This is a genomic window from Shinella sp. S4-D37 (assembly GCF_040812195.1).
GTDB lineage: Bacteria > Pseudomonadota > Alphaproteobacteria > Rhizobiales > Rhizobiaceae > Shinella.
On the sequence record NZ_JBFNXL010000005.1, the window covers coordinates 3684413 to 3700222 of the forward strand.

General features: G+C 66.6%; 14 protein-coding genes. 5 read left to right on the forward strand and 9 right to left on the reverse strand.

Going from position 1 to position 15810, the window contains the following annotated elements; genetic code table 11:
- Positions 1-93: 93 nt before the first annotated feature.
- Both AB3G45_RS25650 and AB3G45_RS25655 read right to left on the reverse strand, forming a co-directional pair.
- A complete protein-coding gene (locus AB3G45_RS25650) occupies positions 94-1485 on the reverse strand; it encodes a dipeptidase (RefSeq protein WP_367833214.1) in 1392 nt (463 codons plus the stop codon).
- A gap of 117 nt (positions 1486-1602) precedes the next feature.
- Positions 1603-2043, reverse strand: a complete 441-nt coding sequence (locus AB3G45_RS25655; protein ID WP_367833215.1) for a MarR family winged helix-turn-helix transcriptional regulator — start codon at positions 2041-2043, stop codon at positions 1603-1605.
- Positions 2044-2424: 381 nt separating this feature from the next.
- On the opposite strand from AB3G45_RS25655, the gene polA reads away from it, so the two are divergent.
- Positions 2425-5412, forward strand: coding sequence for a DNA polymerase I (polA, locus tag AB3G45_RS25660; RefSeq protein ID WP_367833216.1), 2988 nt, complete (start codon positions 2425-2427; stop codon positions 5410-5412).
- Positions 5413-5630: 218 nt separating this feature from the next.
- Here the strand turns inward: polA and AB3G45_RS25665 are convergent, their stop codons facing one another.
- Positions 5631-5819 (reverse strand): hypothetical protein, encoded by a 189-nt coding sequence (locus AB3G45_RS25665; protein WP_367833217.1) that lies wholly within the window; start codon positions 5817-5819, stop codon positions 5631-5633.
- Positions 5820-5973: 154 nt separating this feature from the next.
- On the opposite strand from AB3G45_RS25665, the gene AB3G45_RS25670 reads away from it, so the two are divergent.
- Complete coding sequence (locus tag AB3G45_RS25670) at positions 5974-6555, forward strand: YigZ family protein (RefSeq protein WP_367833218.1); 582 nt, start codon at positions 5974-5976, stop codon at positions 6553-6555.
- Positions 6556-6596: 41 nt separating this feature from the next.
- Here AB3G45_RS25670 and AB3G45_RS25675 read toward each other — a convergent pair whose 3' ends face one another.
- Positions 6597-6848: a hypothetical protein gene (locus AB3G45_RS25675; protein WP_367833219.1), complete on the reverse strand. Its 252-nt coding sequence runs from the start codon at positions 6846-6848 to the stop codon at positions 6597-6599.
- On the opposite strand from AB3G45_RS25675, the gene AB3G45_RS25680 reads away from it, so the two are divergent.
- On the forward strand, positions 6835-7494 hold the full coding sequence (locus AB3G45_RS25680) for a peroxiredoxin (RefSeq protein ID WP_367833220.1): 660 nt from the start codon (positions 6835-6837) through the stop codon (positions 7492-7494). The genes AB3G45_RS25675 and AB3G45_RS25680 overlap by 14 nt on opposite strands.
- A 45-nt stretch (positions 7495-7539) precedes the next feature.
- Here AB3G45_RS25680 and AB3G45_RS25685 read toward each other — a convergent pair whose 3' ends face one another.
- The gene (locus AB3G45_RS25685) at positions 7540-8526 is read right to left on the reverse strand and encodes a Gfo/Idh/MocA family protein (RefSeq protein WP_367833221.1); all 987 of its coding nucleotides are present in this window, start codon (positions 8524-8526) and stop codon (positions 7540-7542) included.
- Positions 8527-8681: 155 nt separating this feature from the next.
- Between AB3G45_RS25685 and AB3G45_RS25690 the strand changes: the two genes are divergently transcribed.
- A complete protein-coding gene (locus tag AB3G45_RS25690; protein WP_367833222.1) occupies positions 8682-9632 on the forward strand; it encodes an aldo/keto reductase in 951 nt (316 codons plus the stop codon).
- Between the two features lie 40 nt (positions 9633-9672).
- Here the strand turns inward: AB3G45_RS25690 and AB3G45_RS25695 are convergent, their stop codons facing one another.
- The 4 genes from AB3G45_RS25695 to gcl form a co-directional block, all read right to left on the reverse strand.
- Complete coding sequence (locus AB3G45_RS25695; RefSeq protein ID WP_367833223.1) at positions 9673-10941, reverse strand: glycerate kinase; 1269 nt, start codon at positions 10939-10941, stop codon at positions 9673-9675.
- 236 nt (positions 10942-11177) lie between these two features.
- Positions 11178-12062, reverse strand: coding sequence for a 2-hydroxy-3-oxopropionate reductase (locus tag AB3G45_RS25700; protein ID WP_367833224.1), 885 nt, complete (start codon positions 12060-12062; stop codon positions 11178-11180).
- A gap of 31 nt (positions 12063-12093) precedes the next feature.
- Positions 12094-12873, reverse strand: a complete 780-nt coding sequence (hyi, locus tag AB3G45_RS25705) for a hydroxypyruvate isomerase (protein WP_367833225.1) — start codon at positions 12871-12873, stop codon at positions 12094-12096.
- A 21-nt stretch (positions 12874-12894) separates the two neighbouring features.
- Complete coding sequence (gene gcl, locus AB3G45_RS25710) at positions 12895-14679, reverse strand: glyoxylate carboligase (protein ID WP_367833226.1); 1785 nt, start codon at positions 14677-14679, stop codon at positions 12895-12897.
- Between the two features lie 167 nt (positions 14680-14846).
- On the opposite strand from gcl, the gene bhcR reads away from it, so the two are divergent.
- Positions 14847-15668 carry an HTH-type transcriptional regulator BhcR gene (gene bhcR, locus AB3G45_RS25715; RefSeq protein WP_367833227.1) on the forward strand — a complete coding sequence of 274 codons (822 nt, stop codon included), beginning with the start codon at positions 14847-14849 and terminating at the stop codon, positions 15666-15668.
- Positions 15669-15810 lie beyond the last annotated feature (142 nt).

Genomic DNA, 15810 nt, shown 5'->3' on the forward strand with positions numbered 1-15810 from the left:
CGTCGCCTGTCGGCGCGCGGCCCTTGTTCTTGAGGAAACCAGCATTTCCGTTCCGTCCGGTTAACGCTGGCCTCCCATGTCATCACATCTGCGTCAGCGCGCCGCCAGCGCCGAAAGAATGCGCACCCAGGAGCGGATGCCCTTCTCGAAGGAACGCAGCTCGTATTTCTCGTTCGGCGAATGGATGCGGTCGTCCGACAGCGCAAAGCCGACGAGCAGCGATTCCATGCCGAGCATCTTCTGGAAATCGCCGACGATCGGGATGGAGCCGCCCATGCCGATGACGACGGCGGGCTTCGGCCATTCGTCGGAGAGCGCGGCCTTCGCCTTGCCGAGCAGCGCGGAATCATAGGGGAGCTGGATGGCCGGCGAGCCGCCGTGGGCATGGAACGTCACCGAGCAATCCGCCGGGATGCGTGCCCGCACATAGGCCCGGAACGCATCGCGGATCCTCGCCGGATCCTGCTTGCCGACGAGGCGGAAGGAGACCTTTGCCGAGGCCTCGGCGGCGATCACCGTCTTGAAGCCCTCGCCCGTATAGCCGCCGGTGATGCCGTTGACCTCGGCGGTCGGGCGCGCCCAGGTGAGTTCCAGCACGGAGCGGCCCTTTTCGCCGGAGGGGACCGACAGGCCGATCTCGCCGAGGAAGCTTTCGGCCGAGCTGCCGAGCTTTTCCCAGGCCGCCTTGATCTCGTCCGGCGTCTCCTCGACGCCGTCATAGAAGCCGTCGAGCGTCACGCGGCCGGTCTCGTCGTGCAGGCCGGCGAGGATATGCGACAGGATATGGATCGGGTTTGCCGCCGCCCCGCCGAAATAGCCGGAATGCAGGTCCCGGTCGGCCGCCTTGACGACGATCTCCTCGCCGACGAGGCCGCGCAGGCCCGCGGAAATCGCCGGCGTGTCGGCATCCCACATGCTGGTATCGCAGACGAGGGCGAAATCGGCCGTCAGCTCGGCGGCATTGGCCTCGAGGAACGGCTTGAGCGAGGGCGAGCCGGACTCCTCCTCGCCTTCGAAGAGGATGGTGACGCGGCAAGGCAGGCCGCCCGTCGTCTCCTTGTAGGCGCGGCAGGCTTCCACGAAGGTCAGGAGCTGGCCCTTGTCGTCGGAGGTGCCGCGGCCGGTGATGACGCGTCGGCCCTTGCCGGCATCACGCACCGCCGGGTCGAAGGGATCGTGGTCCCAAAGGTTCAGCGGGTCGACCGGCTGGACGTCGTAATGGCCGTAGAACAGGACATGCGGCGCATCGGGCTTCGCCGCGTCGTGATGGGCGACGACCATCGGGTGGCCGGGCGTATCGCGCACCGTCGCGTCGAAGCCGAGCGAGCGGAGCTCCCTGACCAGCCATTCGGCGGCCCGGCGGCATTCCGCCTTGAAGGCCGGGTCCGTGGAGATGGACTTGATGCGCACCAGTTCGAACAGGCGTTCGAGGCTGGCCGGGATGCCGGCGCTGGCGCGATCGAGGACGGGCAGGATGTTGGTCATGGATGAACCCCCAGAACATGGTGCGGGCGCGCGTTTGCGGTGCAACATGCGGCAAATCAAATGAATTTCGGCGCGACATTAGACCGATCGGCTCGGTCAGGGCAAATCGTATGACGATCAGAGGCGCGGATCACGGCCGAGATTGGCGAGCACCATGCGCATGTATTCCAGGAGCAGCTCCCGTTCGAAGCGCCGGAAGCCCTGGAAGAGCGTGTCTTCGGTGGCCGAGGCCGCCGCCATCGCGGTCTCGCGCAGCGCCTTGCCGCGGCTCGTCAGGAAGACGAGCTGGGCGCGCTTGTCCTTCGGGTGGCGCCGGCGGGAGATGAGCCCGTCGCGCTGCATGCGGGCGAGCGTGTTGGCCATGGTCGCCTGCTCGATGTCGAGCCGGTCGAGGAGTTCGCGCTGGGTGAGGCCGTCGCCGCTCCACAGTTCCAGGAGGACCGGGAACTGGCCCGGCGCAAAGCCGGCCCCGTCCGCCCGTGCCTGAAGGGCGCGGGACGCCGCCTTCGCCAGGAGATTGGCGAGGTAGGCTGCCGACTCCTTCCGGTCAAATTCCATGGCGGAAGGGTATGCCGGTTTCAGGGGGAAGACAACTATGGATCGCTTGCGATCCATCTGCCCCAAAAACGAGAAGCCGCCGACGACAGGAGGCGTGTCGCGGCGGCTTCTTCGAATGATGGACAAAGGCCCGGAGAGGGGGATGAGGCCTTTGTCCTTTGTCTGGCGCGGCGGGGGACAGGCCGGGTGCCAGACGACGGCTTTGATCAGGTGCCGATAACCAATATCTGTGGGTTCGAATGTGGCTTTTCAAGGGATTCGGAGGCCGTGGAAAATTACAAATCGGTAACGTTCGCGTGAGGTTTTCCGGCCCCTCGAAAGGCCCCGCTCCCCACAATGAAAGATGGACGCGGAAAGCGGCCCGCGCTATCCATTCCCCCCATGAAAAAAGGTGATCATCTCTTCCTCGTCGACGGCTCGGGCTTCATCTTCCGTGCCTTCCACGCCATCCCGCCACTCAACCGCAAATCGGACGGGCTGCCGGTCAATGCCGTCTCCGGTTTCTGCAACATGCTGTGGAAGCTCCTGAAGGATGCGCGCAACACCGATGTGGGCGTGACGCCGACCCATTTCGCCGTCATCTTCGACTATTCCTCGAAGACCTTCCGCAACGAGCTCTACGACCAGTACAAGGCGAACCGCACGGCGCCGCCCGAAGACCTGATCCCGCAGTTCGGCCTGATCCGCCACGCGACGCGCGCCTTCAACCTGCCCTGCATCGAGAAGGAAGGCTATGAGGCCGACGACCTGATCGCCACCTATGCCCGCCTTGCGGAGGCGGGCGGCGCGGATGTCACCATCGTCTCCTCCGACAAGGACCTCATGCAGCTCGTGAGCGAGAACGTCTCGATGTACGACGGCATGAAGGACAAGCAGATCTCCATTCCCGAGGTCATCGAGAAATGGGGCGTGCCGCCGGAAAAGATGATCGACCTCCAGTCGCTCACCGGCGATTCGACAGACAATATCCCCGGCGTTCCCGGCATCGGCCCGAAGACCGCCGCCCAGTTGTTGGCCGAGTACGGCGATCTCGACACGCTGCTTGCCCGCGCCGAGGAGATCAAGCAGGTCAAGCGCCGCGAGAACATCATCGCCAACCGCGAGCTCGTGCTGCTCTCCCGCCAGCTCGTCACGCTGAAGACGGACACGCCGCTCGACATGCCGCTCGACGAGCTGATCCTGCATCCGCAGGACGGGCCGCGGCTGATCGGCTTCCTGAAAGCGATGGAATTCACCACGCTGACGCGGCGCGTCGCCGACGCCTGCGACTGCGATGCCGGCGCGATCGAACCGGCGGACGTGCCGGTCGAATGGGGCGCCGAGGCGCGCGGCCCCGACCTCGACAAGGGCGACGTCGCCGGCCCCGCCCTCGTACTCGACGGCAAGGAGACGGCGGCCGAGGCCGCCGCAACGCTGCTGCCCACAGCCGGCGCCGACGGCGACACGCCCGCCGCGCTCGCAAGGGCACGCGCCGAACGCTTCTCCGCCGCGCCGATCGACCATTCGACCTATGAGACGGTACGCGACGTCGAAACACTCGACCGCTGGATCGCCGCCGCGCGCGAGACCGGCCTCGTCGGCTTCGACACCGAGACGACCTCGCTCGACGCCATGCAGGCGGAGCTTTGCGGCTTCTCGCTGGCGATCGCCGACAACGCCAGGGACCCGACCGGCACCGTCATCCGCGCCTGCTATGTGCCGCTCAATCACAAGACCGGCGTCGGCGACTTGCTTGGCGGCGGGCTCGCCGAGGGGCAGATTCCGATCCGCCAGGCGCTGGAGCGGCTGAAAGGCCTGCTGGAGGACCCGTCCGTCCTGAAGGTGGCGCAGAACCTCAAATACGACTATCTCGTCATGCGCCGCCACGGCATCACCGTTCAGGGTTTCGACGATACGATGCTGATGTCCTATGCGCTCGATGCGGGGGCCGGCACGCACGGCATGGACACGCTCTCCGAACGCTGGCTCGGCCACAAGCCGATCTCCTACAAGGACGTCGCCGGCTCGGGCAAGGGCGCGCAGACCTTCGACATGGTCGACATTTCCCGCGCCACGGCCTATGCGGCCGAAGACGCCGACGTGACGCTGCGCCTCTGGCACGTCCTGAAGCCGCGGCTCGCCGCCAACCGCATGACCACCGTCTACGAGCGGCTGGAGCGCCCGCTGGTGCCGGTACTCGCCCGCATGGAAGAGCGCGGCATCACCATCGACCGCCAGGTGCTGTCCCGCCTTTCCGGCGAACTCGCGCAGGGCGCCGCCGGCTTCGAGGACGAGATCTACGACCTTGCCGGCGAACGCTTCAACATCGGCTCGCCGAAGCAGCTCGGCGACATCCTGTTCGGCAAGATGGGCCTGCCCGGCGCCTCCAAGACGAAGACCGGCCAATGGTCGACCTCCGCGCAGGTGCTGGAAGACCTCGCCGCCCAGGGCCTTCCGCTGCCGCGCAAGATCGTCGACTGGCGCCAGCTCACCAAGCTGAAATCCACCTATACGGACGCGCTGCCCGGCTTCGTGCATCCCGAGACGAAGCGCGTGCACACGTCCTATGCGCTCGCCGCCACGACGACCGGTCGCCTCTCCTCCTCCGATCCGAACCTGCAGAACATCCCGGTGCGCACGACGGAAGGCCGCAAGATCCGCACGGCCTTCATCTCGACGCCCGGCCACAAGCTGGTCTCGGCCGACTACAGCCAGATCGAGCTGCGCGTGCTCGCCCATGTCGCCGACATTTCCCAGCTCAAGCAGGCCTTTGCCGATGGCGTCGACATCCACGCCATGACGGCGTCCGAAATGTTCGGCGTGCCCGTCGAGGGCATGCCGTCGGACGTGCGCCGCCGCGCCAAGGCGATCAATTTCGGCATCATCTACGGCATCTCGGCCTTTGGCCTGGCCAACCAGCTCTCCATCGAGCGCTCGGAGGCCGGCGACTACATCAAGAAATATTTCGAGCGCTTCCCGGGCATCAAGGACTACATGGACCAGACGAAGGCCTTCGCCCGCGAGAACGGCTATGTCGAAACCATCTTCGGCCGCCGCGCGCATTACCCGGAGATCAAGTCGTCCAATCCCTCGGTGCGCGCCTTCAACGAACGCGCCTCGATCAACGCGCCCATCCAGGGCTCGGCCGCCGACATCATCCGCCGCGCCATGATCAAGATGGAGCCGGCGCTCTCGGCCGCCGGCCTTTCGGCCCGCATGCTGCTGCAGGTGCATGACGAACTGATCTTCGAGGTCGAGGACGGCGAGGTGGGGAAGGCGATCCCCGTCATCGTCGACGTGATGGAAAACGCCTCCATGCCGGCGCTCTCGATGAAGGTGCCGCTGAAGGTGGACGCACGGGCGGCGACCAACTGGGACGAGGCGCACTGAGGGGCGCAAGGCGGCCCCTCCTCATCCGCCGCAAGATCGTGCACGTCTTGATCGGCTCCGATGGCCCGAACGGAAGGCAGGCGTGCAATCCCTATCCGGCGCGTCAACGCGCCTTCGGCCGGCGAAGTCCGGCGCCTGGCCCGCGCTTGCCTGACCCGTTCACCTCTCTTCGCCCGCTACAGGAAATCATCGATGATTTCCTGTAGCGCCGTCCCGTCTCAGAAGAAGACGTGCAGCGGCCATTGCACCGGGCGGCGGGAGGAGGACAGCCGGCTGCCTTCGAGCGGCAGCCTGTCTTCCGTCACGCGCCCGGCCGTCGTATCGTCGTCGGATTGCGCGTCCTTCGGCTGGAAGCCGACGGGATAGAGGTTGAAGTAACCAAGCGTCACGCCGCCGAGATAGATCATGCGGGTAGGCTCCCATTCGTTTAACGTCCCGTTCAACATCATGGCGGAATCGTGGCGACTGTCAATAGTCTATAGAATTAGTGCTCTACTCCGCACTTGATACGGACGGCGCCGGGGGAGTAGGAGGCGGTCTGACGCCACCGGAAACGCGCCCGTGTACACGCTGGACCAGACAGAGCTTTTCGAAGAGGAGATCCGCAAGAGCCGGTTCCGCGCGATCGCCTGTCCCGTCGAGAGCGAGGCCGAGGCGAAGGCGCGGCTGGCGGAGGTGTCGGACCCTGCCGCCAACCACAATTGCTGGGCCTTCCGCATCGGCCAGACCTATCGGTTCAGCGACGACGGCGAGCCGAGCGGCACGGCGGGAAAACCGATCCTTCAGGCGATCGACGGCCAGGCGCTCGACCGCACGCTCGTGGTCGTCACGCGCTGGTTCGGCGGCATCCTGCTCGGCAGCGGCGGCCTCATCCGCGCCTATGGCGGCACGGCGGCCGCCTGCCTGCGCGCCGCCGCCAAGACCGAATATGTCGAGCGCGTCGCGCTGTCCGTCTCGCTCGGCTTTTCCGACCTGGCTCTGGTCAAGGCGCGGCTTGGCGCCCTTGCGCGCCTCGTGATGGACGGGGAGGCCTTTCACGACAGCGGCGCGCGCCTTTCCTTCCGCGCGCCGGCGGAGAAGGCCGATGAGATCGGCCGGATGGTCGTGGACCTGACGAGCGGACGCGCCGAAATCGACGGATAGCCGGCTCGAAGCGGCGCCGGCACCGGATTCCGCCCTTCTGGTCAAAAGAAATCCTCTTCCACGGACCGCCGGCTTCGCAGAACGGTTTGGCGCGGCATCCGCGTGTCGCCGAAAGCCTTCTTCCCGCTGGCGAAAAGGGCGCAAAGATGCGCTTCCGGGCGGCCCGGCAGCGACGGGGTGCCGCTATAGGCAAGGCGGATTTTTCGTTCTACTACCGATCGGACATGTTTCTCGCGGGAGAAATCCCGCGATTTCCGCACGAAAGAGAGGACGATCCCCATGAGCCTGCGCATCAACGACATCGCTCCGGACTTCACCGCCGATACCACCCTCGGCCCGGTCAGCTTCCACGACTTTATCGGCGACGGTTGGGCCGTGCTCTTCTCGCATCCCAAGAACTTCACCCCGGTCTGCACCACCGAGCTTGGCGCCATGGCCGGCGTCGAGGGCGAGTTCCGCAAGCGCGGCGTGAAGATCATCGGCATCTCGGTCGACCCGGTCGACAGCCACGTCAAGTGGAAGGCGGATATCCGCACCGCCACGGGCTTCGACGTCGAATATCCCCTGATCGGCGACAAGGACCTGAAGGTCGCCAAGCTCTACGACATGCTGCCGGCCGCCGCCGGCGACACGTCGGAAGGCCGCACGCCCGCCGACAACGCCACCGTGCGCTCCGTCTTCGTCATCGGCCCGGACAAGAAGATCAAGCTGATCCTCACCTACCCGATGACGACGGGCCGCAACTTCGCGGAAATCCTGCGCGCGATCGATTCGATCCAGCTGACGAGCAAGCACCAGGTGGCGACGCCCGCCAACTGGGAACAGGGCGACGACGTCATCATCACCGGCGCCGTTTCCAACGAGGACGCGATCACCCGCTTCGGCGCCTTCGATACCGTCCTGCCCTACCTGCGCAAGACGAAGCAGCCGGCCGCTTGATTTTCTCCATCGCCTCCGCCGCCTATACGGCGGAGGCCGCCGGCCTCAGACCGGCTCCCAGCCGTCCTTCTCGCTGGCGCGGTAGATGGCGTCGATGAGCCTCTGGTTGAGGCGCGAATTCTCCAGCGACACGACCTCCTCGTCCTCCCCGAGCGCCGCCCGCGTGAAGGCCTCCGCCTCGCGCCTGTACTGGCGGGCGTCCTGGAAGCGGAAGAGCTGGCTTTCGCTGCGGCCCTGGTTGGTCAGTTCTATCTCCTCCGCCCCGTAGCGATCGGCATTGAAGGGCGATTTCACCTCGATGAAGCCCTTGTCGCCGTGGAATACCATGACCTGGCGCTGGGCGAGCTGGGTGGAGACGTAGAACGAGAGCTCGAAATCGCCGAAATCGGCGCGCACGCTCGAATAGATGTCGGTGCCGAAGTCCGGGTCGCGATCGGTGCTCGCCTGCACGCGGACCGGCTCCTTGCCGGTGGAAAAACGCGTGGTGATGGTGGGGTAGACGCCGATATCCGGCAGGCCGCCGCCGCCGAGCGCCGGCACGTTGCGCATGTTGCCGGGATCGCGGTTGAAATAGGTGAAGGCGCCCTGCACATGGCGCAGCCGGCCGATCGCGCCTTCGGCGAGCAGCGCGCGGACCTTGCGCCAGACGGGGCTGTAGGTGACCATGAAGGCTTCCGAGATCAGCACCTTGTTGCGGTCGCGCGCGGCGATCAGCGCGTCGATCTCCCCGGCCTTGAGCGCGATCGGCTTTTCGCACAGCACATGCTTTCCTGCATCCGCCGCCTTGATCGACCATTCCACATGCTGGGACGTCGGCAGCGGGATATAGACGGCGTCGATCATGTCCGAGGCCAGCATCTCCTCGTAGGAGCCGAAGGCATGCGGCACCGAGAAGCGGTCGGCCATGGCGCGGGCCTTGGCGAGGTCGCGGCTGGCAATGGCGGTGATGACGCAGTTCTCGGCGTCCTGGATGGCCGGCACGACGAGTTCGCGGCCGATCTTGGCCGTCGACAGGATTCCGAAACGCAGCATGATGATCTCTCCTTGATTGCGACAGGAGACTAGTCGCGAGGTACGTTCCTCGCAAGCGCGGCGGCGGGCAAAAAGTCGGGTCCATGACGTGCAAAGGCCTCGGCCGCACCCTATGTTGGGAAGGCCTTTTCATGACGAACCCTTTGGAGGACCCCATGCAGTTTCGCGCCCTCGGCAAGACCGGCCTTTCGATCGCCCCCCTCGTCTTCGGCGGCAACGTCTTCGGCTGGACGGCCGACGAGAAGACCTCTTTCGACCTGCTCGACGCCTTCACCGGCGCGGGCTTCAACGCCATCGACACGGCCGACGTCTATTCGCGCTGGGCGCCGGGCAATCAGGGCGGCGAATCCGAGGCGATCATCGGCAGATGGCTGAAGCGCTCCGGCATCGCCCGCGACAAGGTGGTGGTCATCACCAAGGTCGGCTCCGACATGGGCCAGGGGCGCCGGGACCTGCGCAAGGCGTGGATCGTCGAGGCGGTCGAGGCGTCGCTGAAGCGGCTGCAGACCGACCATATTGACCTCTACCTCTCGCATTGGCCGGACCCGCAGACACCCTACGAGGAGACGCTGGAAGCCCATGCCAGCCTCGTAAAGGCCGGCAAGGTGCGCGCCTTCGGCGCGTCGAACCTCGATGCCGGCCAGCTCCAGGCCTCGTTCGAGGCGGCCGACGGGGCCGGCCTGCCGCGCTACGCCGCGCTCCAGCCGGAATACAACCTCTACGACCGGTCCGGTTTCGAGGGCGCGCTGGCCGATCTCTGCCGGAAGGAAGACCTCGGCGTCATCACCTATTACAGCCTCGCCTCGGGCTTCCTCACCGGCAAGTACCGCACCAAGGCGGACACGGAAGGCAGGACCCGCGGCGAGGGCGTCGCGCCCTATCTCGACGACCGGGGCCTGCGCATCCTCGCCGCCCTCGACAAGGTGGCGGCCGAAACCGGCGCGAGCCCCGCCGAGATCGCGCTCGCCTGGCTGATGGCCAAGCCGGCCGTCACCGCGCCGATCGCCAGCGCCACCAGCCTCGGCCAGCTCGCAAGCCTGACGAAGGCGGCGACGCTGACGCTGAGCGCCAGGCAGATGGCGGCGCTCGATGCGTCGGGGGCGTAAGCGGGCGCAGCAGCCCTAATATATTTAGCCGGCTTGCCCTCTACTGGATGAGGATGGCCCGGAAGTCGTTGACATTGGTGCCCGTCGGGCCGGGGACGAAGAGGTCGCCGAGCGCGTCGAAGGCGGTCCAGCTGTCGTTGCGGGCGAGGAACTCGGCGGCATCCTTGCCCTTGTCGGCGAGACGCGCGACGGTGGTCCCGTCGGCAAAGGCGCCGGCATTGTCCTCCGAGCCGTCGATGCCGTCCGTATCGGCGGCAAGCGCGAAAAGACCCGGCAGGCCATCGATGCCGCAGGCGAAGGACAGGAGGAACTCGCCGTTGCGGCCGCCCTTGCCCTTGCCCCTGATCGTCACGGTCGTCTCGCCGCCCGACAGCACGACGACGGGCTTTCGGAACGGCCGGTCGCGGCGCACCACCTCGGCGGCGATCGCCGCATGCACGCGGCCGACCTCGGCCGCCTCGCCCTCGACGGCGTCGGAAAGGATGACGGCCTCGACGCCCGCCTTGCGCGCCGCTTCGGCGGCGGCATCGAGCGAGACGGCGGCGGAGGCGACGAGCTTCACGTCATTGCGCGCGAAAACGGCATCGGACGGCAGCGGCGGCTCGTCCTTGCCCTCGCGGATATGGCGCATCACGACTTCGGGCAGGTCGAGGCGGTAGCGCTCGATGAGGCGCAGCGCATCGGCGCGGGTGGTCTCGTCCGCGATGGTCGGGCCGGAGGCGACGAGGGCGGGATTGTCGCCGGGGATGTCGGAAACGACGAGCGAGACGACGCGGGCCGGATGGGCAAGCGCGGCGAGCCGCCCGCCCTTGATGCGCGAGACCTGCTTGCGCACGGCGTTCATGGCGCTGATCGGCGCGCCGGAAGCGAGCAGTGCCTTGTTGACGGCGATCTCTTCGGCAAGCGTCAGGTCGCCGGCCGGCGCCGGCAGAAGGGCCGAGCCGCCGCCGCAGACGAGGGCGACGACGAGGTCGTCCTCCGTCAGGCCCCTGACGGCGGCCATCAGCCGGCCGGAGGCGAGAAGCCCGCTGTCGTCCGGCACCGGATGGGCGGCCTCGAGAATCTCGATGCGCTCGCAGGCGACGGCATAGCCATAGCGCGTGACGACGACGCCGGTGAGCGGACCGTCCCAGAGGCGTTCGAAGGCATGCGCCATCTGCGCCGCGCCCTTGCCGGCACCGATCACCACCGTGCGGCCCTTCGGCTTTTCCGGCAGGTTGGCGGCCAGCACCTTGTCCGGATCGGCTGCGGCAACCGCAACGGAGAAGAGATTTTCGAGAAAGGCGCGCGGATCGGCAATGGGCGGCATGGATTCCTCCGGGTCATGCTGCCGCCGTCCTCCTCGAACAGCGGCGGATTCGAAATTCTACGGCGGCCGTCGCCTCGCGGGCGCGGGGCGTTTCGGGCCGGGCCATTAAGCACGGCCCCTCACCCGCCCGCCAGCACCTCCCGATGAAAAAGAGCGGCGGCGAGGGATGAGGGGCCGCGCCTCCTCCTCCGGAATGGGTGGCCGGGCGGGGCTCCCCTCCCCGCCCGGCCAGGCCGTCATGCGACGGCGTGGTTCGCCATGCGCTCCAGCGCCTTGACGAGACCTGAGTGATCGAGACCGGCCTCGCCATGGGCGGCGCACTGGTTGAACAGTTCCTGCGTGGACGCGGTGTTCGGCAGGGCGACGCCGAGCGCCTTGGCGCCCTGCAGCGCCAGGTTCAGGTCCTTCTGGTGCAGCGAGATGCGGAAGCCCGGATCGAAGGTGCGCTTGACCATGCGCTCGCCATGCACTTCGAGGATGCGCGAGGAGGCGAAGCCGCCCATCAGCGCGGCGCGCACGCGCGCCGGATCGGCACCGGCCTTGGAGGCGAAGACGAGGGCCTCGGACACCGCCTCGATGGTCAGCGCGACGATGATCTGGTTGGCGACCTTCGTCACCTGGCCGTCGCCGCAATCGCCGACGAGGGTGATGTTCTTGCCCATCAGCTGGAAGAGCGGCAGGGCCCGGTCGAAGCTTTCCTGCGAGCCGCCGGCCATGATGGAGAGCGAGGCGTTCCTAGCGCCGACCTCGCCGCCCGAGACCGGGCCGTCGACATATTCGGCGCCGGTCGCGCGGATCTTGCGGGCGAATTCCTTGGTGGCGATGGGCGAGATCGAGCTCATGTCGATGACGAGCTTGCCGGCCGAAAGACCGTAGGAGACGCCGTTCTCGCCGAAGAGCACGCCTTCGACCTCAGGCGTATCGGGCAGCATGAGGATGATCGTGTCGACGGTCTCGGCGAGTACCTTCGGGCTGTCGACGATCTTGAGACCGTTGTCCAGCAGCTCCTGACGCGGCGAAACGGAGAATTTCGAGGTGGTGACCGTGTGGCCGGCGTCCTGGAGATGACGCGCCATGGGCGTGCCCATGATGCCGAGGCCGATGAAACCGATATTTGCCATGATGCTAACTCCCAATCTGAAACTTTGTGGCTCAGCGACCGGCGTCGGCCAGCCAGCCGAGGCCTTCCTGCGTCGTGGTGCGCGGCTTGTATTCGCAGCCGATCCAGCCGTCGTAGCCGAGTGCGTCGAGCGTCCTGAACACGAAGGGCCAGGCGATCTCGCCGGTGCCCGGTTCGCCCCGGCCCGGATTGTCGGCAAGCTGCACATGGGCGATCTGCGCCTGGTGCGTCCTGAACGTGCCGATCAGCTCGCCCTCGGTGCGCTGCTGGTGGTAGAGGTCGTACTGGATGAACAGGTTGTCGCTGCCCACCTCGGCGATGATGGAGGCCGCCTGGTCCGGGGTGTTGAGGTAGAAGCCCGGAATGTCGAAGCGGTTGATCGGCTCGATTAGAAGCCGGATTCCGTGCTTGCCGAGCTCGCTCGCCGCCAGCTTCAGGTTGGCGACGAAGGTGGTGCGCAACACCGTATCCGAGACGCCGACCGGGGCGATGCCCGACAGGCAGTTGACCTGCCTGCAGCCGAGCGCCGTCGCATAATCGATCGCCGAGGCGACGCCGCGGCGGAACTCGTCGACCCGGTCCGGCAGGATCGCGATGCCGCGCTCGCCGCCGGCCCAGTTGCCGGCCGGCAGGTTGTGCAGCACCTGCGTCAGGCCATGAAGATCGAGCGCGGCGCGCAGCGCCTCCTTGTCGAAATCGTAGGGGAAGAGATATTCCACCCCTTCGAAGCCAGCCTTCGCGGCCAGCGCGAAGCGTTCGAGGAACGGCGCCTCGTTGAAGAGCATGGTCAGGTTGGCCGCGAATTTCGGCATGGTTTCTTCCTTCTCTACGTCTCAGTCCAGCAGGGCGAACGTCGCGGTCGGGGCGTCTTCGCCGCGTTCGGCCAGGTCCTCGAACTCGACGACGGCATTGATGTCGGCGCCCATGGCGATGTTGGTGACGCGCTCGAGGATGAACTCGATGACGACGGGAACCTGGTGCTCCTTCATCAGCGCCTGCGCGGTGGTGAAGGCTTCCTGGAATTCGTTGGGGCTGCGCACGCGGATCGCCTTGCAGCCGAGGCCTTCGGCAACGGCGACATGGTCGACCCCGTAGCCGGCTTCCGAACCCTCCGACGCATTGATGTTGTCGAAGGCGAGCGAGACCTCGAAGTCCATGTTGAAGCCGCGCTGGGCCTGGCGGATGAGGCCGAGATAGGAATTGTTCACGACGACATGCAGGTAGGGCAGCTTGTGCTGGGCACCGACCGCCAGTTCCTCGATCATGAACTGGAAGTCGTAGTCGCCGGACAAGGCGACGATCGGGCGATCGGGATCGGCGGCGCGCACGCCGAGCGCGGCGGGCAGCGTCCAGCCGAGCGGCCCTGCCTGGCCGCAGTTGATCCAGTTGCGCGGCTTGTAGACATGCAGGAACTGCGCGCCGGCGATCTGGGAAAGGCCGATGGTCGAGACGTAGCAGGTGTCGCGGGCAAAGGCCTTGTTCATCTCCTCGTAGACGCGCTGCGGCTTCAGCGGCGTCTGGTCGAAATGGGTCTTGCGCAGCATGGTGCGCTTGCGCTCCTGGCACTCCTCGGCCCAGGCCGACCAGTCGCGCAGCTTGCCGGCGACCTTCCATTCGGTCGCGACGTCGAGGAACATCTTCAGCGCGGCGCCGGCATCCGAGACGATGCCGAAATCCGGCGTGAAAACGCGGCCGATCTGGGTCGGTTCGATGTCGACATGGACGAAGGTGCGGCCTTCCGTATAGGTCGGGATATTGCCGGTATGGCGGTTGGCCCAGCGGTTGCCGACGCCGAGGACGAAGTCGGAGGCGAGCAGCGTGGCGTTGCCGTAGCGGTGCGAGGTCTGCAGGCCGCACATGCCGGCCATCAGCCGGTGGTCGTCCGGGATCGTGCCCCAGCCCATCAGCGTCGGGATGACGGGAACGCCGGTGATCTCGGCGAACTCGACCAGGAGGTCCGAGGCATCCGCGTTGATGATGCCGCCACCGGCGACGATCAGCGGGCGCTCGGCCGCGTTCAGCATGGCGAGGGCCTTTTCCGCCTGGGCGCGGGTGGCGGCCGGCTTGTAGGGTTCGAGCGGCTCGTAGGCGTCGATGTCGAACTCGATCTCGGCAAGCTGGACGTCGATCGGCATGTCGATCAGCACCGGGCCGGGACGGCCGGAGCGCATCGTGTGGAACGCCTTCTGGAAGACATAGGGGACGAGGCCCGGCTCCATGACGGTGACGGCCCATTTGGTGACGGGCGCGGCGATCTTGGCGATATCGACCGCCTGGAAGTCCTCCTTGTCGAGGCGGGCGCGCGGCGCCTGGCCGGTGATGCACAGGATCGGGATCGAATCGGCGGAGGCCGAATAGAGGCCGGTGATCATGTCGGTGCCGGCCGGGCCCGACGTGCCGATGCACAGGCCGATATTGCCGGCGCGGGCCCTTGTATAGCCCTCGGCCATGTGGCTTGCGCCCTCGACATGACGGGCGAGAACGTGGCGGACCGTGCCGCGCGCCTTCAGCGCCGAATAGAAGGGATTGATCGCAGCGCCCGGAACGCCGAAGGCACAATCGATGCCCTCCTTCTCCAGAACCAGGACCGCTGCATCGACAGCTCGCATTTTAGCCATGGGATTTCCTCCGTCTCTGGGGAAGGAAGGTAGCGCATCCGTTTCTGCGCGCAATCATAAAATGGAAATCAATCCCATCATGTGGAAATAAACATTTTCAACGAAACTGGAACAATCGCCCCGGGCCGGCTATGTCATGAGCGCAGAGCGACGGAAAAGAGGGACGCATGGCGGAACAGCAGGAGAAGACGCGGGGGCGGCCGGGCCGCAAGGCCGGCGAGAATGCGGCACCCTCCTCGGTGCAGGTGCTGGACCGCAGCCTGAAGCTTCTCGATCTCGTGGCGCGGGCGGACGGCGCGGCGCTGACCGACCTTGCCGACCAGTCGGCCATGGCGCCCTCCACCGTGCACCGCCTGCTGACCTCGCTTGCCCAGCACGGCATGGTCGCCCATGACGTGGAGACCGGCGCCTGGACGATCGGCGTCAAGGCCTTCGAGATCGGCACCGCCTATCTGCGCTTCCGCAAGCTCGGCACGATCAGCCGGCCGTTCCTCAAGCAATTGATGGAGGGTTGCGGCGAGACCGCCAACATCGCCATCGAGGACGACGGCGACGTGGTCTTCATCTCGCAGGTCGAGAGCCATGCGCCGATGCGCGCCTTCTTCCGCCCCGGCCGGCGCGGGCCGATCCACGCCTCCGGCATCGGCAAGGCGATCCTCTCGACCTGGCCGGACGCGCGCATCGAGGCGCTGCTTTCCGGCCGCACGCTGCAGCATTTCACCGACAGGACGCGCGACACGATCCCGACGCTGCTCGAAGATATCGGAAAGATCCGCGTCCGCGGCTGGTCGATCGACGACGAGGAGCACACGCTCGGCATGCGCTGCGTGGCCGCGCCGATCTTCGACGAATATGGCGAGGCGGTGGCCGGCATTTCCGTGTCCGGTCCGGCGGTGCGCCTGCCCGACAGCAAGGTCGACGCCTTCGGCCCGGTGGTGCGCGCGGCGGCGGAGGGGCTGACCAAGGCGATGGGGGGACGGTTGAGATAAAGTCATCCCGGGCAAACGCCCCCGGCCGCATTTCTCCCGAAACCTCTCCTCCGTCATGCTCGGGCCTGACCCGAGCATCCATGTCACAAGCGAAGAGGCGTCATGTGGATCCTCGGCTCAAGGCCGAGGATGACGATGGCGT